General features: G+C 69.6%; 21 protein-coding genes and 1 pseudogene. 15 read left to right on the plus strand and 7 right to left on the minus strand.

Translation table 11 applies throughout. The annotated features are described in order from the left end of the window. Positions 1 to 19 precede the first annotated feature (19 nt). Positions 20 to 1021 carry an NAD-dependent epimerase/dehydratase family protein gene (locus tag ACQEVO_RS06555; RefSeq protein WP_432909873.1) on the minus strand — a complete coding sequence of 334 codons (1002 nt, stop codon included), beginning with the start codon at positions 1019 to 1021 and terminating at the stop codon, positions 20 to 22. Positions 1022 to 1218: 197 nt separating this feature from the next. Here ACQEVO_RS06555 and ACQEVO_RS06560 point away from each other — a divergent pair, with 197 nt between their 5' ends. Together ACQEVO_RS06560 and ACQEVO_RS06565 are read left to right on the plus strand one after the other, a co-directional pair. Further along, complete coding sequence (locus tag ACQEVO_RS06560; protein ID WP_280401535.1) at positions 1219 to 1536, plus strand: type VII secretion target; 318 nt, start codon at positions 1219 to 1221, stop codon at positions 1534 to 1536. After that, entirely contained in the window at positions 1533 to 3140 is a 1608-nt protein-coding gene (locus tag ACQEVO_RS06565) for a hypothetical protein (RefSeq protein ID WP_432909875.1), read from the plus strand. The genes ACQEVO_RS06560 and ACQEVO_RS06565 overlap by 4 nt, the downstream gene beginning before the upstream one ends. Before the next feature lie 6 nt (positions 3141 to 3146). Here ACQEVO_RS06565 and ypfJ read toward each other — a convergent pair whose 3' ends face one another. Next, positions 3147 to 4067 (minus strand): KPN_02809 family neutral zinc metallopeptidase, encoded by a 921-nt coding sequence (gene ypfJ, locus ACQEVO_RS06570; RefSeq protein WP_432909877.1) that lies wholly within the window; start codon positions 4065 to 4067, stop codon positions 3147 to 3149. 150 nt (positions 4068 to 4217) lie between these two features. On the opposite strand from ypfJ, the gene aspS reads away from it, so the two are divergent. Next, a complete protein-coding gene (gene aspS, locus ACQEVO_RS06575; RefSeq protein ID WP_432909879.1) occupies positions 4218 to 6041 on the plus strand; it encodes an aspartate--tRNA ligase in 1824 nt (607 codons plus the stop codon). Between the two features lie 223 nt (positions 6042 to 6264). On the opposite strand, the gene ACQEVO_RS06580 is transcribed toward aspS, so the two are convergent. After that, the gene (locus ACQEVO_RS06580) at positions 6265 to 7311 is read right to left on the minus strand and encodes a hypothetical protein (protein WP_432909880.1); all 1047 of its coding nucleotides are present in this window, start codon (positions 7309 to 7311) and stop codon (positions 6265 to 6267) included. 191 nt (positions 7312 to 7502) lie between these two features. Between ACQEVO_RS06580 and ACQEVO_RS06585 the strand changes: the two genes are divergently transcribed. The 7 genes from ACQEVO_RS06585 to ACQEVO_RS06615 all read left to right on the plus strand — a co-directional run bounded on the left by ACQEVO_RS06585 (position 7503) and on the right by ACQEVO_RS06615 (position 16963). Beyond that, a complete protein-coding gene (locus tag ACQEVO_RS06585) occupies positions 7503 to 8669 on the plus strand; it encodes a phosphotransferase family protein (RefSeq protein ID WP_432909882.1) in 1167 nt (388 codons plus the stop codon). 465 nt (positions 8670 to 9134) lie between these two features. Then, the gene (locus ACQEVO_RS06590) at positions 9135 to 10517 is read left to right on the plus strand and encodes a replication-associated recombination protein A (RefSeq protein ID WP_432909885.1); all 1383 of its coding nucleotides are present in this window, start codon (positions 9135 to 9137) and stop codon (positions 10515 to 10517) included. A 213-nt stretch (positions 10518 to 10730) separates the two neighbouring features. Next, entirely contained in the window at positions 10731 to 13409 is a 2679-nt protein-coding gene (gene alaS / locus ACQEVO_RS06595; protein WP_432909888.1) for an alanine--tRNA ligase, read from the plus strand. Beyond that, positions 13406 to 14011, plus strand: coding sequence for a Holliday junction resolvase RuvX (gene ruvX, locus ACQEVO_RS06600; RefSeq protein ID WP_432922406.1), 606 nt, complete (start codon positions 13406 to 13408; stop codon positions 14009 to 14011). Before alaS ends, ruvX begins: the two co-directional genes overlap by 4 nt. After that, positions 14008 to 15501: an endolytic transglycosylase MltG gene (gene mltG / locus ACQEVO_RS06605; protein ID WP_432909890.1), complete on the plus strand. Its 1494-nt coding sequence runs from the start codon at positions 14008 to 14010 to the stop codon at positions 15499 to 15501. Before ruvX ends, mltG begins: the two co-directional genes overlap by 4 nt. Before the next feature lie 85 nt (positions 15502 to 15586). After that, complete coding sequence (locus tag ACQEVO_RS06610) at positions 15587 to 16420, plus strand: shikimate dehydrogenase (protein WP_432922409.1); 834 nt, start codon at positions 15587 to 15589, stop codon at positions 16418 to 16420. Positions 16421 to 16489: 69 nt separating this feature from the next. Next, positions 16490 to 16963: a B-4DMT family transporter gene (locus ACQEVO_RS06615; protein WP_432909892.1), complete on the plus strand. Its 474-nt coding sequence runs from the start codon at positions 16490 to 16492 to the stop codon at positions 16961 to 16963. A gap of 18 nt (positions 16964 to 16981) precedes the next feature. Here the strand turns inward: ACQEVO_RS06615 and aroB are convergent, their stop codons facing one another. From aroB to ACQEVO_RS06635, 4 genes and pseudogenes are all read right to left on the minus strand, one after another. Further along, a complete protein-coding gene (gene aroB / locus ACQEVO_RS06620; protein WP_432909895.1) occupies positions 16982 to 18100 on the minus strand; it encodes a 3-dehydroquinate synthase in 1119 nt (372 codons plus the stop codon). Between the two features lie 425 nt (positions 18101 to 18525). Next, positions 18526 to 19047: pseudogene (locus ACQEVO_RS06625) on the minus strand (shikimate kinase); the annotation flags it as partial. After that, a complete protein-coding gene (gene aroC, locus ACQEVO_RS06630) occupies positions 19047 to 20264 on the minus strand; it encodes a chorismate synthase (protein WP_432922412.1) in 1218 nt (405 codons plus the stop codon). The pseudogene ACQEVO_RS06625 and the gene aroC, both read right to left, overlap by 1 nt. A 96-nt stretch (positions 20265 to 20360) precedes the next feature. Then, entirely contained in the window at positions 20361 to 20864 is a 504-nt protein-coding gene (locus ACQEVO_RS06635) for a prepilin peptidase (RefSeq protein WP_432909897.1), read from the minus strand. A gap of 170 nt (positions 20865 to 21034) precedes the next feature. Here ACQEVO_RS06635 and ACQEVO_RS06640 point away from each other — a divergent pair, with 170 nt between their 5' ends. The 5 genes from ACQEVO_RS06640 (at position 21035) to ACQEVO_RS06660 (ending at position 24245) form a co-directional block, all read left to right on the plus strand. Then, complete coding sequence (locus ACQEVO_RS06640; protein ID WP_432909900.1) at positions 21035 to 22171, plus strand: M24 family metallopeptidase; 1137 nt, start codon at positions 21035 to 21037, stop codon at positions 22169 to 22171. A gap of 36 nt (positions 22172 to 22207) precedes the next feature. Next, positions 22208 to 22771: an elongation factor P gene (gene efp / locus ACQEVO_RS06645; protein WP_432909901.1), complete on the plus strand. Its 564-nt coding sequence runs from the start codon at positions 22208 to 22210 to the stop codon at positions 22769 to 22771. A gap of 2 nt (positions 22772 to 22773) precedes the next feature. Continuing rightward, positions 22774 to 23280, plus strand: a complete 507-nt coding sequence (gene nusB, locus ACQEVO_RS06650) for a transcription antitermination factor NusB (protein ID WP_432909903.1) — start codon at positions 22774 to 22776, stop codon at positions 23278 to 23280. Positions 23281 to 23300: 20 nt separating this feature from the next. Next, entirely contained in the window at positions 23301 to 23540 is a 240-nt protein-coding gene (locus tag ACQEVO_RS06655) for a YciI family protein (RefSeq protein WP_432909905.1), read from the plus strand. Between the two features lie 174 nt (positions 23541 to 23714). Beyond that, positions 23715 to 24245, plus strand: a complete 531-nt coding sequence (locus ACQEVO_RS06660; RefSeq protein ID WP_432909908.1) for a DUF4334 domain-containing protein — start codon at positions 23715 to 23717, stop codon at positions 24243 to 24245. Positions 24246 to 24275: the final 30 nt, after the last annotated feature.

The following is a 24275-nucleotide window of genomic DNA, read 5'->3' on the forward strand; positions in this document are numbered from 1 at the left end:
ACACGCGTTCTAACTACTGTCAAGCGGCCGGCGTGAAATCCGCGAGCGGGGCGTGCGGATCGGCGAAGAACGCGACCAGATCGCGCACGGTGTCGTCGATGGGGCGCGGCCGGTAGCCGAGTTCCCGGGTGGCCTTGCCGTGATCGACCAGCGGTGCCGAGATCAGCGCCCCGAGCGCGGCCTTGGAGACGATATCGGTGCCCAGGCGTTTCCCGATGGGTTCCATCACCGGGATGAGCCCGGAGACGAGTTTCGGGGAGATGGAGAAGCGGGGGCCCTTCTTCCCGCCGTGCCGGGCCGCCATCCGGCAGAGGTCGAGCATGGAGATCATCTCGCCGCCGAGCAGGTAGTTCTCCCCGGTGCGGCCGTGCGTACCCGCCAGGATGAGGCCGCGCGCCACATCGCGTACGTCGACCAGGTCGAAGCCGCCGTCGATCATGGCGGGAATCCGGCCGCGGGCGGCGTCGCGCAGGGAGCGGTTGATGCGGGACAGTGGGGTCCCGTGGTCGGCGGGTCCGAAGACACCGGTGGGGTTGCAGATCACCGCATCCAGTCCGGCTTCGACCACCTTGCGGAGTGCGATTTCCCCGGCCCATTTAGACCGGTCGTAGACCGGGAGTCCGGCGTCGGTGGACCGCGGCGTGGTCTCGTCGATACTGCCGCCGCAGCTGTACTGGTCGAAGGCGTGGATCGAACTCGCGTGCACGAACCGGCGGACACCGGCCGCGTGGGCGGCCTCGGCCACCACCCGGACGCCCTCGGTGTTCACCCGCCAGGCGAGATCGTTGCGGTCCGCGAGGGTGATCACGGCGACCAGGTGGTACACCACCTCGGCGCCGTCGAGAGCGGCGCGCATGGCGGCCGGGTCCAGTACATCGGCGCTGCGCCAGGTGATATTCGCCGCGCCGGCGTGCCGGGGGGCCACCCGGTCGATGGCGGTGATCTCGTCGCCGCGCTCGGCGAGCAGCGGGAGCAGGTTCGTACCGAGGTAGCCGGCTGCGCCGGTCACTGCGACCTTCATGCGGATGAGAATATAGAACTTGTTCTAATTTGCAACCTGTTCTAGTTTTGCGGGCCGGGCGCGGTCTCGTGCGTGACCGGCGGGGTGGGCTATATTCGGGCGGCAACCATTTGGTGCCGCAGGGGTGCGTGTCGTTGCGGCACACGAGAAGTTCACGCGGTGGCCAAGATGTTCACGACGAATCAGGGGGGAGCCCGATGAGTAATACCTCGGTGGAAACGGCAGCGTTGCGGGCATTCGGTACCACCAACGCCGGGATCGGTACCGAGATCGCGGGCGTGGCCAATATCGATGCCCTGCGCAATGTCGCCGCGCTGACACCGGTTTTCGGTTTGATCGGTGCCGACTATCTGGCCATGTTCGCCGCCGCCCAGGTCCTGCAGACGCGTGATATCAACGATCTCGCCGCCAAGTATCAGCACCTGTCCCAGGCCGCGTTCTCCTCGGCGCTGAACTACGACCTCACCGACGACGGCACCGCCGGCGCGCTCGGGGCCGCGGGGGGTGCGCTGTGAAACCGCTCGACACCACCACCGGTTCCACCGGCCTGATCGCCCCCGAGTTGCAGCAGGCGGTACCGGGCACGGCCGCCGGTCTGCCCGCCGCCGCGGCTCCGGCGGTCGTCGCACCGGATCCGGCCGCGGCCATTCAGGACGTTCCGCTGGGTCAGCTTCCGGAAGGCGAAACGCCGGTCGAGTCGCCGGAATTCGTGCTGGCGCAGAAGGTTTCCGAGGATGCGCCCGCCACCGCCGGGCTGCCCGCCGGACTGCCGGGCCTTTCCGGGCTCACCGGTGACGCACCGCAGGCGCAGGACATCCTGGCGGGCGCCGCCGAAGATATTTCCGGCCAGGCGAACGAGGTGCTGGGTGTCGTTAACCAGGGGGCGGCCCCGGTGATCGAAACCGCCCAGGGTCTGCTCGGTCAGGCGGCGGCAGCCGCGGGAGTGGGCGCGCCGGGCGGTACGCCCACGGCCGGTGTTCCCGCCGCGGCGGCCCCGGCGCTGCCGTCCGATCCGGTGGGCGCCCTGCTCGGCGGTGCCGCGCTGCCGGCGCTGCCCGGTATCGATGTGTTGTTCGCACCGATCCGCGATCTGCTGAGCAGTTTCGGGACCGGGGTCATGGGCGCGCTGGATCCGACCGCCATCCTGAGTCAGGCATCCCAGGTGATCGAGGTGGCGATGGGTGTGGGCAAGAGCAGCCTGTCCGCCATGGGGCAGTCGTGGGAGAGCCCGGCCGCGCAGACCGCGCAGACCGCCGGGCAGGAAGCCAACAACTCCGGTCTGGAGACCAGCCAGCGGGGTTTCGACATCTCGGCGATGACGCAGGCCGCGGCCGCGGTGGTGCAGCAGGGCAATGCGCAGCTCACCTCCATCGCCGCCTCGTTCCTCACCCAGGCGACGGCACTCGCGCCGGTGGTGATGACCCCGCCCGCGCAGACCGCGCTCATCGCCTCGGCCACCGAACATCTGGGCCAGGCCGTGACCGTCACCAACATCACCCGTGGGGATCTCGCGGGCAGGACCGCGGAATTGAGCGGTGTGGTGCAGCAGATGCTCGGGGTGGACGGCCAGCAGGCGGCTCAGGCCGCCCAGCAGGTGGCGCAGAGCGTCGGCGAACCGATGTTGCAGCAGGCGCAGAGCCTCGCCTCGGATCCGTCGACCCTGGAATCCGTGCTGGGCTCCACCACCGGCGATCCGGCGTCGACCACGGTCGCCGGGCTGAGCACCAGCCCCGGAACTCCGGGTAGCCCCGGTATGCCGAGCGGCAGCCCGGGACTGTCGACCGGTGCGCCGGGCGGGACCCCGGGTATCCCCGGCTCGCCGTCGGTACCGGGGGTCCCCGGGGCGACCACCCCACCGCTGACCAACGTGATGCGGCCGGGTGCGCTGCCCACCGGTATGGCGCCCGCCGCCACCAGTCCCGCCTCCAGCGGCTTCATGGGGGGTGCGCCGGGCGCGGCCGGGCAGCGCAACAACGAGGAGGAACACGGCCGCACGGTCGAGTCGTATCGCAGCGCGACCGGTAACGACGATCTCACCGGTCCGCTGGGCGAATCGGCGCCCGAGGTCATCGGCGCGGTGGACTCCGACGAGGACGCCGGCTACGACAGCCAGTTCTGACCCCGCTCAGCGCATACCGTCCGGGCTGTTCAGATCGGTCGACGAATAGGTATCGCAGGACCGCACCTCGCCGGTGCGATATCCGGCGAGGAACCATTTCTGCCGCTGTTCGCCCGCACCGTGCGTCCACGCCTCCGGGTTCACCCGGCCGTGCGCGGCCTGCTGGATCCGGTCGTCGCCGACCGCGGCGGCGGCCGAGAGCGCGTCCCGGATATCGGCGTCGTCGAGTGGCTGCAGCAATGGGCTGTTCGAACCGGGTGCGGGTGTCCGGTCGGCGTAGTGCGCCCAGATCCCGGCATAGCAGTCGGCCTGTAGTTCGGTGCGCACCGCCGCGGACTCCGGGCCCTGCGGGTCCTGCTGGGCCCGGCCGATATCACCGAGGAGAGTCTGGATGTGGTGGCCGAACTCGTGCGCGACGACGTACTCCTGCGCCAGCGGCCCGCCGGCGGCGCCGAACCGGTCCACGAGTTCCTGGAAGAACCCGACATCGAAGTAGGCGGTCCGGTCTGCCGGGCAGTAGAACGGGCCGACCTCGCTGGTGGCGTACCCGCAGCCGGTGGACACCGAGCCGGTGAACAGATTCAACCCGGGCGGCTCGTAGGCGACTCCGGCCTGGTTCGGCAGTTGTTCCGTCCACACCGCGTCCAGGCTCTGTGCGGTGAGCACCACCCGGCAGTCCACATAGGTGTTCGCGTCGGCGCCGGTGCGGCAGTGCCCGGGAGTGCCGGCCGCGACCTCGGTCTGCCCGAGGTCCTGGGCGCCGGTGAACTGGCCGAGTACCGACCCGGGATCGCCGCCCATGAGCAGGGCGATCACCAGGACGATCAAGCCGCCGGCGCCACCGCCGAGGGCGAGTTTGCCGCCGCGGCCGGGGCCGCCGGAGGAGGCGCGGCCGGGGTCGATCCGCGCACCGTCGTCGAAGGTCATGCGGGCATCCCGTCCGAGAACGTAGTTGCTGAGACTTCGCTCGCCTGCCCTCGCAATATATCCGTTTCAGCCTGCTCGGCGGGGCACACTACGATGGCAACCGCATCCGGTGGCCGTCCCCGGTGTGTTCCGAACGTCGAAAGGAATCCCGTGCTGCGCACCCACTTGGCCGGTTCGTTGCGAAGTGAACAGGCCGGTCAGACCGTGACCCTCTCCGGTTGGGTGGCGCGGCGGCGAGACCACGGTGGCGTGATCTTCATCGATCTCCGTGATGCCTCGGGTGTCGCGCAGGCGGTGTTCCGGGAGGGCCCGGCGGCCGAGCAGGCACATCGGCTGCGGGCCGAATACTGCGTGCGGGTCGTCGGCGTCGTGGAACAGCGGCCCGAGGGCAACGAGAACCCCGAACTGCCGACCGGTGCGGTCGAGGTGGACGTCAAGGAACTCGAGGTGCTGAACGAGAGCGCCCCGCTGCCGTTCCAGCTCGACGAGCAGCCCGGCGAGGAGGCCCGCCTCCGGTACCGCTACCTCGACCTGCGCCGCGAGGTCCCGGCGCACGCCATCCGGTTGCGGTCGAAGGTGAACGCCGCGGCCCGCGCGGTCCTCGCCCGGCACGAATTCGTCGAGGTGGAAACGCCCACGCTCACCCGGTCGACCCCTGAAGGCGCCCGCGACTTCCTGGTGCCGGCGCGGCTGCAGCCCGGGAACTTCTACGCGCTGCCGCAGAGCCCGCAGCTGTTCAAGCAGCTGTTGATGGTGGGCGGTATCGAACGGTACTTCCAGATCGCGCGCTGCTACCGCGACGAGGACTTCCGGGCCGACCGCCAGCCCGAGTTCACCCAGCTCGACCTCGAGATGAGCTTCGTCCGCCAAGAGGATGTGATCCTGCTGGCCGAGGACATCCTGGTGGCGCTGTGGGAGCTCATCGGTTACCGCATCCCGACCCCGATCCCGCATATGACCTACGCCGAGGCGATGCGCCGGTTCGGCAGTGACAAGCCGGATCTGCGCTTCGGGATCGAGATCACCGAATGCACCGAATACTTCGCCGAAACACCGTTCCGGGTGTTCCAGGCGCCGTACGTCGGTGCGGTGGTCATGCCCGGTGGCGCGAGCCAGCCGCGGCGCCAGTTGGACGCCTGGCAGGATTGGGCCAAACAGCGCGGCGCCAAGGGCCTGGCATATGTGCTGATCGGTGAGGACGGCACGCTCGGCGGCCCGGTCGCCAAGAACCTCACCGAGGCCGAACGCGCCGGGCTGGCGGCCCATGTGGGGGCCGAGCCGGGCGACTGTGTGTTCTTCGCGGCCGGCCCGGCCAAAGCGCAGCGGGCGCTGCTCGGGGCGGCGCGGTCGGAGATCGCACAGCGGGCCGGGTTGATCGACGAGAACGCGTGGTCGTTCGTCTGGATCGTGGACGCCCCGCTGTTCGAACCGGCCGCCGATGCCACCGCCAGCGGTGATGTGGCCCTGGGGCATTCGTCGTGGACCGCGGTGCACCACGCGTTCACCTCGCCCAAACCGGAATCGATGGACACCTTCGACACCGATCCGGGTTCCGCTCTGGCCTACGCCTACGACATCGTCTGCAACGGTAACGAGATCGGCGGCGGCAGTATCCGTATCCACCGCAAGGACGTGCAGGAGCGGGTTTTCCAGGTGATGGGGATCAGCGAGGCCGAGGCACAGGAGAAATTCGGCTTCCTGCTGGACGCCTTCGCGTTCGGGGCGCCGCCGCACGGCGGTATCGCCTTCGGCTGGGACCGGATCACCGCCCTGCTCGCCGGGCTGGACTCGATCCGCGAGGTCATCGCCTTCCCCAAGACCGGCGGCGGCGTGGACCCGCTCACCGACGCCCCCGCGCCCATCACGGCGCAACAGCGCAAGGAAGCGGGCTTGGACGCCCGGCCGGACACCAAGAAGGCGGCGGAGACCAACGGTGCCTCCAGTGCCGCCGTCACCGAGGCCGGCGCCAAGTAGGCGAAGTCTTGTCTCGGCCGGGCGCGCCCGGCTGTGGTGCTTCGAGCGGGTCACCGCAACCGGGCGGTCCAGCAGTTCAGGGCCGTATCCGATCGGGGCGCAGGCGTACATCCTTGTGGCGAGACTCGGTCGCGAAGCCATAGTGGCACTGGTCCGATTTTGCTGCGTCCGGTGCCGAGGCCGCCGAGCGGCCCACGGAAAACCGGCCGAGTGCGCGGATGCCTCACAGGGAGGAGATGGGACCGCCGGTGAGCGTGCGGTACGCGTAGGTGACCGCGATCGCGGCCACCGGCCCGGCCATCAGCAACCCGAATCCACAGGCGAGCAGGCCCAGCGCGGTCACCACGACGACGGTCAGGACCAGCAGCAGCACCCGCACCGGATCCCGGAGCGCCAGAACGAAACTGGACCTGATCGCCTGCACCGGCGCCATACCTTGATCCAGGGCGAAATGCAGTGAGAACATACAGCCGATTCCCACCAGGATCCCGGGGATCAGGCACAGCGCCGACGCCAGGGTGGTCGCCAGGAAGGCCAGCAGCGCGGTCAGGAACGCGTTGCCCAGATTGCCGATGTAGAAATAGGAGCCGAATCCCGGCCGGTAGCCGTCGGTTTCGTAGAGCGCGCCGCGGACGAGGGCGGCCTGCAGCACCCACAGCCCCGCCATGACGGCGGCGAACAGCACCAGCAACGCGAACATCGACTGCGGTTCGGTGATCCGTACCACCAGATAGAACAGCAGATAGATGATGAAGCCGAGCGAGGTCACCGCCACCCAGGGGCCGGGGTTCAGGCGGAACTTCTCGAAGCCGTAGCTGATCGCATGTCCGATATCGAGGTGACCGGGGATTCCCGTGCCGACGGCCTGGTAGCCGTACACGGGGGAATCCGGCGCCGGCGACTCGGGCGCGGGCCCGGTGCCGGGCGGGCCGTAGCTCGGTTGCCCGGTGGACCGGTCCACGACGGTGCCGCCGGGCGGCGGCTGCGGTCCGCCGGGCGGCGTGTGCCCGGCGGCGGGCGAAACCGGGTCATCGGTCACCGTGCGGGCCGACGGGTCGGTGCCGGCGGTGCCCACGGTGGCGGTCGGTTTACCCGGTCCGGCGCCGGACCCCCCTTCGTGGACCACGCCACCCGGGAAATCAGCGGTCCGCGGGGTATCGCCGGGCGCACCGGAGCCGGCGGGCGGCCGGGGGTCACCGGAGGTGGATCGTGCACCTGCCGTGTCCGGAGCGCCGGGGGAATCGGGGGCGGACTTCGGTGTGTCGGTCACGCTGGCATACCTTTCGGCGGGGCGGGTTTCCGGTGTGGCGCACAGCAGTTCAGATCGAGAAAACCCGACCCGTGCAGCGCTGTCAAGCAGGCGCCGGACGTAGCGGAAAACACGTCTGACACGCCGGGCGACACGGAAAGGTTGTGTAACCGCTCGCTAGAAGTGACCGAATGCGAGTAACTTGAGATGCGATGACTGCACTACTGGCCGAACGAGCCACCGAAGTCGTATCCGCAGCACAACAGTTGCTCACAAAGCGAATGGGTGCTCCGGTGAAGTTGAGCGATCCCGCCGAACTGAGCGGCAGCGGCCGGACCACCGTGCTACGGGTCCGGGTCGCCGAGAACGCCTTCTCCCTACCCCGCACCCTGATCGTCAAGCAGGTGCGCGGCGCCGTCGCCGACCCCAAGAACGTGACGATCATGCCGGGTGTGGCCAGCGTCGATTCGGCCTTTCTCCGGGAAGCGGTCTCCTACCAGTTCACCACGGCGCTCAGCCGCGGCGAACGTCCCGGCGCGTACCTGATCGCGCACAGCCTGCCCGATCGGTTGCTCGTGCTGAGCGATCTGGGGGAGAACACCAAACTCACCGATGTGCTGCGCTCGGGTGCCGAACCGGCCGCCCGGAACGCCATGATGGCGTTCGCGCAGGCGCTCGGCCGGATGCACGCCGCGACCGTGGGCCGCGAACCCGATTTCGTGGCTCTGTTGCGCCGGGTCGACGTCGCGCACCGTGAGGACGGGATCGCCCAGCAGGCCGAGGCCGCCCTCGCGGAGGTCCCCGGGCTGTTGCAGCGCGAACTCGGTGTCGAGGTGCCCGACGAGGTGGCCGAACAGGTCGCGCACGGGGCCCGGCTGTTCGGTGGCGGCCGGTTCCGGGCGTTCAGCCCCTCGGACCTGTGCCCGGACAATGTGATCATCAACGACGAGGGTGCCCGCATCCTCGACTACGAATGGGGTGGCTTCCGCGATGCCACCCTCGATATCGCCTATGCGCTGGTGTCCTTCCCCGGTTGCCTGTGCGATATCGAACTGTCCCGCGAGCGCGCCACCGAGATGGTGGAGGCCTGGCGGGCCGAGGTGGTCGGCGTCTGGCCGGCCCTCGCCGACGACGATCTGCTCGCCGAGAAGATCCTGGAAGCACGCCTGATCTGGGTCTGGCTGAGCACCTACTGGTTCCTGCCCGCGGATCACACCCGGATCGCCGCCGCCCGCGAACACGGACTGTCGGTCCCGCGTTCGGACGCGCTGCTCAACCGCTGGGCGGGCCTCGCCGAAGACGCGCGCTGCCTCGGCAACGACGCGGTCGGTGATTTCGCCGAGGTCATGTGTGCGCTCCTCGACGAACACCTGAGCTGAGCGGTATCCGGCGCCGTCTCCGGAAGCGCGAGCCGGGATTCTCGCGGAGGACCGTCCGAGGGGCTGCGGCACCTCGGTGACCAGCCGCTGAGCCTGGACGTCATCCTTCTCTCGGGGCTGTGGTTCGGAGATGCTCCGCGAGGTACGGCCCCGGTTGATGATGTTGTCGATGTAGACCGTCCGTGGAGGGGCGGGGCTGTGATTTTGGAGGCGCTCCGAGTCTCGGGATAGGGGCCCACTAGATGATGTTTTCCAGGTAGTCCGTCGGTAACGGGGCCGGCTGGACAATCGGAGACGCTCTGCGGTTCGAGGTCAGGCCCTGGTGATGGTGTTTCGAGGTAGTCCGTCCGTGAAGGGGCGGGCTGTATTTTTGGAGACGCTCCGCGTCTCGAGGGCGGGGCCCTGTCAACCCGGCCCGGGAGCTGTTCGGGAAAGTGGTCGGCGGGGGGCGGTACGGTCGCAGGCATGAGTGAGGGGCTGTTCGATATGCCCGGTGCGGGGCCCGGGGCACCGGATTTCGCCGCGGCGGATCAGGTCGCCCGGACCGGTGATGCGCGTGCCCCGCTGGCGGTGCGGATGCGGCCGGCTTCGCTGGACGAGGTCGTCGGGCAGCGGCATCTGCTCGGGCCGGGTTCTCCGCTGCGCCGGCTGGTCGAGGGATCGGGGGCGGCGTCGGTGCTGCTCTACGGGCCGCCGGGGACCGGGAAGACGACGCTGGCCTCGCTGATCTCCCATGCCACCGGACGCCGGTTCGAGGCGCTGTCGGCGCTGTCGGCCGGGGTCAAGGAGGTGCGGGCGGTGATCGATGTGGCCCGGCGACGGCTCACCGCGGGGGAGCAGACGGTGCTGTTCATCGACGAGGTGCACCGGTTCTCCAAAACCCAGCAGGACGCGTTGCTGGCGGCGGTCGAGAACCGGATCGTGCTGCTGGTCGGCGCGACCACGGAGAATCCGTCGTTCTCGGTGGTGGCGCCGCTGCTGTCGCGGTCGCTGGTGCTGCAGTTGCAGTCGCTGACCGCCGACGATATCCGGGTCGTGCTCACCCGGGCCCTCGAAGACCCCCGCGGGCTGGACGGGCAGTACACCGTCACCGAGGAGGCGATCGACCATATTGTCCGGATCGCCGGAGGTGACGCGCGGCGGGCGCTCACCGCCCTGGAAGCGTCCGCGGAATCCTCCCTGGACGGGCGGATCGACCTCGACCTGGTCGCGGCCAGCGTCGACAAGGCCGCCGTCCGCTACGACCGGGCCGGCGATCAGCACTACGACGTGATCAGCGCGTTCATCAAATCCATCCGCGGTTCCGATGTCGATGCCGCCCTGCACTACCTCGCCCGGATGCTGACCGCGGGGGAGGATCCGCGGTTCATCGCCCGCCGGCTGATGATCCACGCCAGCGAGGACATCGGGATGGCCGATCCCACCGCACTGCAGACCGCGACCGCCGCCGCGCAGGTGGTGCAGCTGGTCGGGCTGCCGGAAGCCCGCCTGGCACTGGCCCAGGCCACCATCCATCTGGCGACGGCACCGAAATCCGGGGCCGTGGTGGCGGCGATCGGCGCGGCCATGGCCGACGTGGCGGCAGGTAAGGCCGGCCCGGTGCCGCCGCATCTGCGCGACGGGCACTACTCCGGCGCCGCGCTGCTCGGTAACGCCCAGGGCTACCGGTACCCGCACGACGATCCGGACGGGGTGCTCGCCCAGCAGTACCCACCGGACGAACTGGTCGGGGTGGACTACTACCACCCGACCGACCACGGCAACGAGCGGACAGTCGGCCCGCGGGTGAGCACCCTGCGCCGGATAGTCCGCGGTCTGCGGAATCAGAACGGACGTAGCAGGGCCTAGGCCCTGGTTCGCTCTGCGAGGTCGGGCGAGGCCGGCGACTGGACGCGCGATGGCCGGAGCCGGTGATTGCGGTACGCAGAGCCGGAGCAGGCGCCGGATGAGTGCTGTGGGCGGGGCCCGCCGGCAGCCCGCGCCGGGTCGGAGCGGATGCGGACGTACGCCTGACCCGAGTCGGTGAAAATCGCGTGCGCCGCCCCGGTAGGCTGGATATCTGTGCAGACCCACGAGATCAGACGGCGATTCCTGGACCATTTCGTTCGTGCCGGGCATACGGAGGTGCCCAGTGCATCGCTGATTCTCGACGACCCGAACCTGCTGTTCGTGAACGCGGGCATGGTGCAGTTCAAACCGTACTTCCTCGGTCAGCAGACGCCGCCGTATCCGCGCGCGACCAGCGTGCAGAAATGTGTGCGAACCGGTGATATCGAGGAAGTCGGCGTCACCACCCGGCACAACACCTTCTTCCAGATGGCCGGGAATTTCTCCTTCGGCGATTACTTCAAGGAAGGCGCCATCCGCTTCGCCTGGGAACTGATCACCAAATCCCAGGAGGACGGCGGCTACGGGTTCGACCCGGAACGCATCTGGGTCACCGCGTACGAGGCCGATCCCGAGGCCGCCGAACTGTGGCGGAAAGTGGCCGATATTCCCGAGGAGCGGATCCAGTTCCGCGACGGTAAGGACAACTACTGGGATATGGGCGTGCCCGGTCCCGGCGGCCCCTGTTCCGAGATCTACTACGACCGCGGCCCCGAATACGGCCGGGACGGTGGCCCGGTCGCCGACGAGGATCGCTACCTGGAGATCTGGAACCTGGTCTTCATGCAGGACATCCGCGGCGAGCAGAGCCCCAAACTGGGTCATCCGCCGGTGGGTGTGCTGCCGAAGAAGAACATCGACACCGGTATGGGTATCGAGCGCATCGCGCTGCTGCTGCAGGGCGTCGACAACGTCTACGAAACCGACCTGCTGCGCCCCATCATCGACAAGGCCGAAGAGCTCACCGGCCGGTCCTACGGTGTCGAACACGCCGACGATGTGCGTTTCCGGGTGATCGCCGACCACGCGCGGACCTCGGCCATGCTGATCGCCGACGGCGTGAACCCCGGTAACGACGGCCGCGGTTACGTACTGCGCCGGTTGCTGCGCCGGATCGTGCGCTCGGCCCGGCTGCTCGGCGCCGAACAGCCGGTGATGAGCCAGTTCATGCAGGTCGTGAGCGATCTGATGGCGCCGTCGTATCCGGAACTCGCCACCGATTTCGCCCGGATCGAAACGGTGGCGGTCGGCGAGGAGACCGCGTTCCGCAAGACGCTGGCCACCGGATCGCGGCTGTTCGACGAAACCGTCGAGGAAGTGAAGGCGGCGACCCCGGCCGGTAAGACCGGCACGATCTCCGGCGCCGACGCTTTCACCCTGCACGACACCTACGGGTTCCCGATCGACCTCACCCTAGAGATGGCCGCCGAAGCCGGCCTGTCGGTGGACGAGTCCGGTTTCCGCTCACTGATGGCCGAACAGCGGCAACGCGCCAAGGAAGACGCGCACGCCCGCAAGCACGCCCACGCCGATCTGTCGGTGTACAAGGAACTGGTGGACCGGGGCGATACCGAGTTCACCGGCTTCGACGAGCTGACCTCCGAGGCGCGGGTGCTCGCCTTGATCGGCGACGGGGTCCGGGTGCCCACCGCGACCGCCGGCACCGATATCGAGGTGATCCTGGACCGTAGCCCGCTGTACGCGGAATCGGGCGGCCAGATCGCCGACCGCGGCACGATCACCGCCGCCGGTACCAAGCTCGTCGTCAACGACGTCCAGAAGATCGCCAAGAAGCTCTGGGTGCACCGCTGCACGGTGGAGCAGGGCCAGATCACCGAGGGCGATGTGGTGCTGGCCCAGGTGGATCCCGCCTGGCGGCGCGGCGCCACCCAGGGACATTCCGGCACCCATATGGTGCATGCGGCGCTGCGGCAGGTGCTCGGCCCGAACGCGGTGCAGGCCGGTTCGATGAACAAGCCCGGTTACCTGCGGTTCGATTTCAACTGGCAGGGCCAGCTCAGCGAAGCGCAGAAAGCCGATATCGAGGCGGTGTCCAACGACGGGGTCGGCGCCGACTTCCCGGTGAACACCTTCGTCACCGATCTGCCGAAGGCCCGGGAAATGGGTGCGCTGGCGCTGTTCGGCGAGAACTACGGCGACCGGGTGCGGGTCGTGGAAATGGGCGGGCCGTTCTCCATGGAACTCTGCGGTGGCACCCATGTGGGGCATTCGTCGCAGATCGGTCCGATCACCCTGCTCGGCGAGTCCTCGGTGGGGTCGGGAGTGCGCCGCGTGGAGGCGTTCGTCGGACTGGATTCCTACCGGCACCTGGCGAAGGAACGGGCCCTGCTGGCCGGTGTCGCCTCCATGCTGAAGGTGCCGTCGGACGAGGTGCCGGGCCGGGTGGAGCAGCTGGTCGACAGGCTCAAGGTCGCCGAGAAGGAGCTCGAGCGGTCCAAGATCGCGGCGGTGTTGTCCTCCGCGGGCTCCTATGCCGATGCGGCGCAACGGATCGGTGCGGTACTGCTGGTGGCCGCCGCGGCGCCCGAAGGTGTGGCGGCCGGCGATCTGCGCACCCTGGCGACCGATATCCGCGGCCGGCTGGGATCGTCACCCGCCGTTGTCGTGTTGCTCGGAAATAACGAGGGCAAAGTGCCGTTCGTCGTCACCGTGAACAAGGCGGCCCAGGAACTCGGGTTCGCCGCGGGTGCGCTCGTCGGTGTCTTCGGCCCGAGCATCTCCGGCCGCGGCGGCGGCAAGCCCGAGATGGCCCAGGGTGCGGGATCGGACCCGTCGGGTATCGAGGCGGGCCTGGCGGCGGTCCGCGACCATATCGGCGCACACGCCGGCTGATGGCGGCTGGTTCCGGCCCGGATATCCCGGTCGACCGGCCGGATCCCGATTCCGACCCCGGCCGCGGCCGGCGCCTGGGGATCGACGTGGGAAGTGTCCGGATCGGGGTGGCGGCCAGTGACCCCGACGGGCTGCTCGCCACCCCGGTGGAGACCGTGCCCCGAGCCGGTGCGCCGGTGCGCGGCCGCAAGTCCGGCCGGGGCTCCGGCGGTGCGGTCAAGGGCGGTGCTGCGGCCGCCGGGACGGATATCGCGCGGATCGTGGCGATCGCCGGGGAATACGAGGTGGTGGAGATCATCGTCGGACTGCCCCGGACGCTGCGCGGCGAGAGCGGCACCGCGGCGCGGCTCGCGGTCGAGTTCGCCGGAAAGTTGCGCGACTCGCTGCCCGAAGTGCCGGTCCGCCTTTCCGACGAACGTTTGACTACGGTGTCTGCTGCACGCGCTCTGCGGGACAGCGGTGTCCGAGCACGTGGGCAGCGGCAGGTGATCGACCAGGCGGCTGCTGTATCGATCCTGCAGAGCTGGTTGGACGAACGGAGTTCGATGATGAGGTCGGCCGAGGACGCGGCACGTACCGCGTTGTTCGGGGACGATGTATGACGGATCGGTGGGCGCAGGCGGAGGCGCGATTCCGGCAGCGTGAGGCCGAGCGGAAATACCGCCGCGACGACCGGGCCTGGGAGCGTTCCCGCCGGGCGGCGGCCGCGCCGGTCACCGACGAGCCGCAGCGGTACGACGAACCGGACGCCGGCTGGGATCCGTACGAGGACGACGACACCGCGGTCATACCGCGCTACGTCGACGAGGACGAGTACATCGACGAGGACGACTACGACGACGAACCCGAACGCGATCCGGTACCGAGATCGCGAACCCGTTCGCGTGCCGGTGCCCGTCCGGCGCCGCGCCGCGGGGGCCGGGCCGCCGCGCGCCGGGCTCGTGAGCAGGAAGAGGGTGGCCGCCGCCGCAAGTGGCTGTGGGCGGCCGCCGCGATCGTGCTGGTGCTGATCGTCGGCGCCGGGGGCTACAAACTCTTCAATCGTTACACCCCGCCCGAAGATTTCGCGGGACCGGGCGGTGCGCCGGTGATCGTCCACGTCGCGGCGGGTGATACCGCCACCGAGATCGCCGCCACGATGGCCGATGCCGGCGTCGTGGCCAGTTCCGACGCGTTCTACGAGGCCGCGGTCCAGAACGAGGGGATGAACTCGATCCAGCCCGGCTACTACGAGGTCCCGGAGCGCAGCCCCGCGAAAGATGCTGTCGCGGCGTTGGTCTCGCCCGATTCGCGGGTGGGCAATCTGGTGATCTCCGAGGGCCGGCAGTTGCACGACCAGCACGATGTGAACACCGGTGCGCGCAAGGAAGGGATCTACACCAAGATCGCCGCCGCCAGTTGCGTCGGGCCGGCGGGGCAGCAACGCTGCGTCACCTACGAACAGCTCGAAGAGGCCGGCGCAGGTACCGATCTGGCGGCGCTCGGCGTGCCGGAGTGGGCGATGGACGCCGTGCGGCAGGTACCCGACCGGCGCCGCCAGCTCGAGGGCCTGATCGCCGCCGGCAGCTGGGATTTCGACCCGAACAGTTCCGCGCAGGAGATCCTGCGGAAACTGGTCAGCGAGAGCGCGGCGAGCTACGAGGCCACCGGGCTACTGGAATCCGGCGGTGCCAACGGCCTGAATCCCTATCAGACGCTGATCGGCGCCTCGCTGGTGGAACGGGAAGCGCTGCCCCAGGATATGAGCAAAGTGGCCCGGGTGATCCTGAACCGGCTCGAGGTGGGGCAGCCGCTGCAATTCGATTCCACGGTCAACTACGCCCTCGACAAAACCGAGGTCGCGACCACCGACGCCGACCGCGCGCAGACCACGCCGTGGAACACCTATGCCATGGTCGGCCTGCCCGCCACGCCGATCTCCGCGCCGTCGATCGGTGCGCTGGAAGCGATGGAACAGCCGGAGCCGGGTGACTGGTTGTACTTCGTCACCGTGGACAAAGAGGGCACGACCCTGTTCACCAAGAGCTACAGCGAACATCTGGAGAATATCGAATTGGCTTTGGAAAGCGGGATTCTCGACAGTGGGCGCTGATTCGACACCGGGCCCGGCAGCGGCTGCCGGTACGTCGGCAAGCTCCGCGGCGGGCGCCGATTCGGCGGCCCGCGCCGGTACGGCGGTGGCCGCGGTGCCGCCGGTGACCGGGCCGCGGCGGGCTGCTGTACTCGGCAGCCCCATCACCCATTCCCGGTCCCCGCAGTTGCATCTGGCGGCCTATCGCGCGCTCGGGCTGGACTGGACCTACGACCGGATCGAATGCACCGCCGACCGGTTGCCCCGGCTGGTGGACGAGCTGGGGCCGGAATGGGTCGGACTGTCGGTGACCATGCCGGGCAAGGAAGCCGCGCTGGCCTACGCGAACGAACGGACCGAACGGGCGGTGCTGGTCGGCTCGGCCAACACCCTGGTGCGCACCGAGTCCGGGTGGCGGGCGGACTGCACGGATGTGGACGGTGTACTGGGCGCGCTGCGCGGCGGCGGGGTGACCGGATCGACCGAGGCGGTCGTACTGGGCGCCGGTGGTACCGCCCGCCCCGCGCTGCTGGCGCTCAGCGAACTGGGCGCCCGCCGGATCACCATCGTGGCCCGCGATGCGAGCCGGGCCGCGAACGCGTGCGATCTGGCCGGGCGGCTGGGCGCGCACCCCGAGGTGATCGGCTTCGACGCCGCGGATCTGGCCGATCGCTGTGCCGGGGCCGGCGCGGTGGTCAGTACGGTTCCGTATCGGGCGGCCGCGGCGGTCGCCGAATCGGTGGCGCGGGCTCCCGTGGTGCTCGACGCGCTGTACAACCCGTGGCCCACACCCCTGGCCGAAGCGGTCGCGGCGGCCGGGCATACCGTGATCGGCGGCCTGCAGATGCTGCTCGAACAGGCCTACGGACAGGTCGAGCAGTTCACCGGGAAACCCGCTCCGCGCGCGGCGATGGCGGCGGCCCTGGCCGACCTGGGCTGATGCGCCCGGGTACCGTCAAATTCCTGTAACGGGTTCTAGCTTTACGCCGGGGGCGTTATGGTGATCGGCATGACTGCGTGGTTGTTGCGGGCACTGGCGCTCGGTGGTCTCGCCGTGGTGCTGCGGGTACTCCTCGGATTCGCGATGGGGTTCGTCGCCACCTACGGCCTGTGGCTGCGGCTGTTGTGCCTGGTAGTGCTGATCGGCGCCGCGGTGGCGTGGGGCCTGCGCGACGGCCGCGCCGACCGGCGGGCCAACCCGAACCCGGAACGCGGCGCCGATCTGACGATCCTGTGGCTGCAGGCGGCGGTGGTGGGCGGTATCGCCTGCGGCCTGGTGTCGTGGGTGCTGGATTTCCTGCCGAAGGTCGATCTCGGCGACGCCGGCCTGCTGTTCGAGGCCACCGCCGCCTCCGCCTTCATCGTCCTGCTGATCTTCGTTCCGGCGCTGATCGGCGTGGCCCTGGGCCGGATGCTCGCACGGCGCGAACACGACCGCCCCGCCTCGGCAGGCAAGCTCACCCCGGCCGGTACTCCGGCCTGATCCCTGGCTCCGCGCCGCTCACAGCAGGATGGCGCCGCCTCCGGTGTTACCGGCGCCGGCCACCGCGGAGTATGCCGCCGCGAGCAACGCCGGATCGGGGCCTTCCAGGCGGCCGGGTTTGGCGAGACCGTCCAGCACGACGAAACGCAGTACGCCGGAACGGGTCTTCTTGTCGGTCTGCATACCCTCCAGCAGTTGGGGGAGGGCATCGGGATCGTAGGTGGTGGGCAGCCCCACGCTTTCCAGGATGGCACGGTGCCGGTCGGCGGTGGCGTCGTCCAGACGGCCGGCCAGGCGGCCCAGTTCGGCGGCGAAGACCAGGCCCACCGAGACGGCCGCGCCGTGGCGCCAGCGGTAGCGTTCCCGGCGTTCGATGGCATGGCCCAGGGTGTGGCCGTAGTTGAGGATCTCGCGCAGCGCCGATTCCTTCAGATCGGCGGCGACCACCTCGGCCTTGACCGCGACCGCGCGCCGGATCAGTTCCGGCAGCACCTCGCCGGTCGGGTCGAGCGCGGCCTGTGGATCGCGTTCGATCAGGTCCAGGATCACCGGGTCGGCGATGAAACCGGCCTTGATGATCTCGGCCATTCCGGCGACGATCTCGTTGCGCGGCACGGTTTCCAGCGTCACCAGATCCACCAGCACCGCCGACGGCTCGTGGAAGCAGCCCACCAGGTTCTTCCCGGCCTCGGTGTTGATACCGGTCTTACCGCCCACCGCCGCGTCCACCATCGCCAGCAGCGTGGTCGGTACGTGCACGATCTTCACCCCGCGCATCCACGTCGCGGCGACGAAACCGGCGAGATCGGTGGCCGCGCCACCGCCCAGGCTCACCACCACATCGTTGCGGGTCAGGCCGATCCGGCCCAGCACCTCCCAGCAGAAACCCGCCACCGCGAGTTCCTTACCGGCTTCCGCGTCGGGGATCTCGATCCGGTGCGCGTCGAGTCCGGCCTCGGCCAGGGTCGCGCGCACGACCTCGGCGGTTTCGACCAGCGACGGCTGATGGAAGAGGGCGACGGTGCGCACCCCACCGGCACCGGTCACGACCTCGACCAGATCACCGAGCAGACCGCGGCCGATGATCACCGGGTAGGGCTGGGCGGTGCGGACCTCGATACGCGTCGGTTCTGTCACCTGGGCTGCTCCGTTCCTGTCTGTGCCTGCTCGGCCTGTTCACGTTGTTGTCTGCGGGCCCGCGCACGCCGGGCCCGTGCCCGCCGGGAGCGGCCGGGGGTGCGCAAACCGTCGGCACCGGCGGCCGGCTCGGAACCCGGCTGCCGGTCGTGCTCGGTACCTGTTTCCGTCCGGGCTGTGCCGGAGCTTCCCCCGGCAGGCTTCCCGGCCGCGGTAGCTCCGGATACCGTCCGCGCCTCGGCGACGCCATGAGCGTTCGGCACCGACGCGTCGGCCGTCGCCGGTGCCGCTACGTTCGGCTGGCCGGCGGCTGCCCGGCGAGCCCTCGCCCGAGCCCGCCGCCGTGCCCGCGAACGGCTGGTGCGCTGCGGCGGCGAGGCGCCGGTACGACCCTTCTCCGTGGTTTCCGGCAGTACCGACTCCAAGGCGAGTTTCGCCATGATCGCGCGAACCACGCGGCCCGGGCTGCGCCCGTCGGTGCGCACCCGCACCGACGCGACCTCCCGGTACAGCGGACGTCGGATCCGCATGAGTTCGCGGTATTTCGTCCCCGGATCGGCGCCGCCGAGCAGCGGCCGGTTGTTCGTGGCGCCGGTGCGGCGCAGGCCCTCGGCGATGCTGATCTCCAGGTACACCACCGTCCGGTCGCGCAGCAGTGCCCGGGTGTTCGCCGACAGGATGGCGCCGCCGCCGAGGGAGACCACGCCCCGCTGGGTGCGCAGAGCCCGGCCGACCACTTCTTCCTCGAGCCGGCGGAATTCCGGTTCACCGTCGGTGGTGAAGATCTCGGGAATACTGCGGCCGGCTCTCTCCTCGATCCCGGCGTCGGTGTCGTACAGGTCGACACCCAGCTCACGGGCCAGTTTCCGGCCGATGGTCGTCTTTCCCGCGCCGGGCGGGCCGATCAGCACCACCCGCGGGCTGTGCGGATCGGTCTGCACGATCATTACGCCGGGTCGGCGACGTGTTCGCCCGGGTTCAGGTGCGGGCGACCGCTGATCCGCTTCACGTAGCCGTCGAGGTTGCTCACGGTTTCGGCCACCGAATCGCCGCCGAACTTCTCCAGCGCCGCCTGCGCCACCACCAGCGCCACCATGGATTCGGCGACCACCCCGGCCGCCGGAACCGCGCATACATCGGAGCGCTGGTGGATCGCCGCGGCCTCCGCGCCGGTGGACATATCGATGGTGGCCAGCGCGCGCGGCACGGTGGAAATGGGTTTCATCGCCGCCCGCACCCGCAGCGCCTCGCCGTTGGTCATCCCGCCCTCGAGGCCACCCGCGCGATTGGTCGAGCGCAGGACCCCGTCGGGACCCGGCCGCATTTCGTCGTGTGCTTGGCTGCCCCGCCGCCGCGCGGTTTCGAAACCGTCGCCGACCTCGACGCCCTTGATCGCCTGGATCCCCATGAGGGCCCCCGCGAGCCGCGCGTCGAGCCGGTTCTCGCCGCTGGTGAACGAACCCAGGCCGATGGGCAGCCCGGCCACGACCACCTCCACGACACCGCCCAGGGTGTCGCCGTCCTTCTTCGCGGCCTCGATCTCGGCGATCATGGCCGCTTCGGCGGTGGAATCGAAGGCCCGCACCGGGCTTTCGTCGATCGCGGCCAGATCGGCGGCCGCGGGAACCACACCGGTGGTGTTCGCCGCGGTACCGATGGAGACCACATGCGAGATCACCTCGACCCCGAGCGCCTGGCGCAGGAAGGCCCGCGCGACCGTGCCCGCCGCGACCCGCGCCGCCGTCTCCCGCGCACTCGCCCGTTCCAGTACCGGGCGGGCGTCTTCGAACCCGTATTTGAGCATCCCGGAGTAATCGGCATGGCCGGGGCGCGGCCTGGTCAGCGGGGCGTTGCGGGCGAGATCGGCGAGTTCGGCCTCGTCGACCGGGTCGGCCGACATCACGGTGGTCCATTTCGGCCATTCCGAATTGGCGATCTCGATGGCGACCGGTCCGCCCATGGTGCGGCCGTGCCGGACCCCGCCGAGCACGGTGACCTTGTCGGCTTCGAACTTCATCCGGGCGCCGCGGCCGTAACCGAGCCGGCGGCGCGCCAGCTGTGCGGAGATCTCCGCCGAGGTCACCTCGACTCCGGCGACCATTCCCTCCAGGAGGGCGACGAGAGCGGGTCCGTGAGATTCTCCAGCAGTTATCCAGCGCAGCACGCCGACCATCTTCCCATGTCGGCGCCGCGGCCGGGGCAGGCGGTCGGCCGTGCTCACCGGGCCCGCCGCCGGGCGCCGCGCGCGATTGCCGGGTGATCACCACAGGGCCAGTCCCAGAAGTGTCGCGGCACACATCGAGGGCCCGTGTGGTACCGCGGCGTACCGGCCGCCTGGGCCACGTGCCCGGGCCGGTACGTCCGGTTCCGCTGTAGGCCATGCGGTCCGGCGCGGCAGCCTCGCGGCGTGCGAGGCGAGCAGCAGGCCGATTCCGGCCGCCGCGGTGAACAGCGGCGCCGCGAGCGCCGACCACAGCCAGGCCCCGCCGCCGCCGAGCGCCGCCGCGGCGCCCAGGCCCACGGCCAGTTTCACATCGCCCGCGCCCAGCGCCGCCGGCCACAGCAGATGTATCACCAGGTAGGGGAGCGTCAGCAGCGCCGCGCCCCGGACCGCGACCCCGAACTGCCCGGATATCGCCGCATAGGCCAGTACGCTCACCGCTCCGGTGAGCGTGAGCGGATTCGGCAGCCGCCGGGTGCGGATATCGCAGCGGCTGAGCACACCGCACCATCCGGCCAATACCAGGAAAACGAATGTCGTCACGCGGTTCACGATTCCGCCGGAACCGGCTCCGCGGCGGGCGCCGCCGCGATTTGTGGACAATCGCGGCGATACCCCGGAACTGTGGATACCCTGCGTTTCGGACCGTGCCCGCTGGGCTCGTCCCGGCCGGGCCCTGTGTTTCGCGCGCCGTCCGGCGGTACTTTTGTCGCATGTCTGCTGATGCCGGCCGTGACCCGCTGGTCCGGCCCGATTACGCCGCGCGGCGGGGCCTGCTGCGCAACCTGCTGGTCGAGAACGAGATCGACGGCCTGCTGGTCACCGATCTGGTGAACATCCGCTATCTGACGGGTTTCACCGGCTCCAATGCCGCGCTGCTGGTGCATTCGTGGGATACCGCGGACGCCGAAGAGCGCACGGTGATCGCGACCGACGGCCGCTACGACACCCAGGTCGCCGAACAGGTTCCCGACCTCCGGGCCGAAATCGCCCGCGCGGTCGCCCGGCGTGTCGTCGAACTGGCAGGTGAATGGCAGTTCGGCCGGCTCGGCTTCGAAAGCCATATTGTCACCGTCGAACAGCACCGCGCCCTCGCCGAACTCGGTACCGGCCTCGATTTCGTCGCCACCCCCGGGCTGATCGAGCAATTGCGGATGGTCAAGGACGACTACGAAGTCGACCGGCTGCGCGCGGCGTGCGCGGTCGGTGACGAGGCGCTGGCCGCGCTGCTCGAGACCGGGAAACTGCGGCCGGGGCGCACGGAACGGCAGGTCGCCCGGGATCTCGAATGGGCCATGTTCGAGCGCGGCGCCGCCGGAATCGCCTTCGAGACCATCGTCGCCGCCGGGTCGAACTCCGCCATTCCGCATCACCGGCCCACCGACGCCGTGCTCAGCACCGGCGATTTCGTGAAGATAGATTTCGGGGCCGTCGTGGGCGGCTACCACTCGGATATGACGCGGACCTTCGTCCTCGGACCGCCCGCCGACTGGCAGCGCGACGTCTACGACCTGGTGCACGCCGCGCAACGCGCCGGACGGGAGGCGCTGCGCCCCGGTATCCCGTGCGCCGATGTGGACGCCGCCGCCCGGGAGGTCATCGCCGCCGCCGGGCACGGGTCGCTGTTCGTGCACGGGCTCGGCCACGGGGTGGGCCTGCGCATCCACGAAGCGCCCGGCATCGCGAAAACGGGCACGGGTACACTGCTGTCTGGCGTGGCGGTGACCGTCGAACCAGGTGTGTACTTTCCCGGCCGCGGCGGGGTCCGGATCGAGGACACGCTCGTGGTGCGCGAAGGGGGCCCGGAACTGCTCACCAACACCAGCAAAGACCTGACCGTCGTCGGATGACGCCGGTCGCCCGAGAACCGAGGAGACCCGAACACCGTGGCGGACACCAGCGACTTCAAGAACGGCCTCGTGCTGAAGATCGACGGGAATCTCCAGCAGATCGTCGAATTCCAGCACGTCAAGCCGGGTAAAGGTCCCGCCTTCGTGCGCACCAAACTGAAGAACGTGCTGTCCGGCAAGATCGTCGACAAAACCTTCAACGCCGGGGTGAAGGTGGAGACCGCCACGGTCGACCGCCGGGATATGACCTACCTGTACCACGACGGTTCGGATTACGTCTTCATGGACGGCGAGACCTTCGATCAGCTCTCCATCGCCGAGGCCACCATCGGCGAGCAGGCCCGCTTCCTGCTGGAGAACATGACCGTGCAGGTCGCCATGCACGAGGGCGCGCCGCTGTACGTGGAGTTGCCGGTGACCGCCGAGCTCGAGGTCACCCACACCGATATCGGCCTGCAGGGCGACCGCTCCACCGGTGGCACCAAACCGGCCACCGTGGAGACCGGCGCCGAGGTGCAGGTCCCGCTGTTCATCAACACCGGCGACAAACTCCGTATCGATACCCGCGACGGCAGCTACCTGGGCCGAGTCAACTCCTGACCGTGGCCGACCAGCCCGCGGACAAGAAATCCGCCTACAAGAAACTCGGCGCCCGCCACAAGGCCCGCCGCCGGGCCGTGGACCTGCTGTTCGAGGCCGAGGCCCGCGATGTCGACCCGGCCGATCTGGCCGACGAACGGTCCGAACTCGCCGCCCGTGATCAGGCGGTCGCGCCGGTGCACGCCTACACCCGGACCTTGGTGGACGGTATCGCCGAGGAACTCGACCGGGTCGACGGCACCATCGAGTCCTATCTGCAGGATTGGACGCTGGGCCGGCTGCCCGCCGTCGACCGGGCGATCTTGCGCGTCGCGGTGTGGGAGCTGCTGTACGCCACCGATGTTCCGCCGATCGTGGCCGTGGACGAGGCGGTGGAGCTGGCCAAGGAGCTGTCCACCGACGATTCCCCGGGCTTCGTCAACGGTGTGCTGGGTCAAGTGGTGCTGGTAGCCCCGCAGATCCGGGCCGCCGCGGCGGCCGGTCGCACCGAACCGGAAACGGACGGCTGACGTTGCGCAAGTATCTCGTAGTGGCAATACGTACCGCCGCCTACGATCCGGCGGTGGCGCAACCGCACCGGGAGTTCCTGGGCGCTCTGCGCGCCGAGGGCATGCTTCAGGAGTCCGGCCCCTTCACCGACGGCACCGGGGGCGCTTATATCGTGCTCGCCGATTCCCGCGCGGCGGCGGAAGCGCGCGTATTCACCGATCCTCTGCACACCTCCGGGTCGTGCGAATTGACGGTGCACGAATGGGAGATAACGGGCTGATCCGCCGCTGTGCGATCGCTTGTTCCCACACTCGCCGGCCGTTGTGGCCGAGACCCGATCCGTACTGCCGGGCCGCCGGGCTCGTCATAAGGGATCGCGGGTGGACCGACCCCGTGCGATGAGAGGACGATAGGGTAATTCTCGCAACGTCCTTGATGTAGAGGAGCGCGGACGATGACCGAGCACGCCGCTGTCCTGCCGGTGGGTGGTTGTACCGCCGGGCAGGCCTGGGAAATCTTCGACAGCCTTCCGGCGGCTCCGGTGAACGAGGTGACCACCGGCCGCTGGCGCGGCGAAGAACTGCCCACCGGCCATCCGATGGACGGCACGCTGTCCGAATCGGGTTGGTACGGAAAGCAGTTCGACGCCCCCGATCAGGTGCACCCGCTGCTGTTCACCGATGAGCGGGGCACCGTTTTCGCGGTCGACCCGCGCCGGGTGCCGCTGTCGCTGGCCGGTAAGTTCCCGGCGCACTGGTTGCGGCCCGTGCGGAACAGGTTGCGTACCGTCGCCCCGCTGCTGCGAACCCGGAAACCGACGGCGCGCCTACGCGATATCGAGTACCGGGGTGTGGTGAGTGCGGCCATGGTCTACGACCACCTGCCCATCATCGATCATTTCCGGCGGGTCGACGAGGAGACCCTGCTCGGGGTGATGGATATGCGCGGGATGGCCGAACCCTACTTCTTCGTGCTGCGGCGCTGACTACGGCTGCCCGGCCGCGGAGCCGGTCGG

It is taken from the genome of Nocardia sp. CA-290969 (assembly GCF_050936135.1).
GTDB lineage: Bacteria > Actinomycetota > Actinomycetes > Mycobacteriales > Mycobacteriaceae > Nocardia.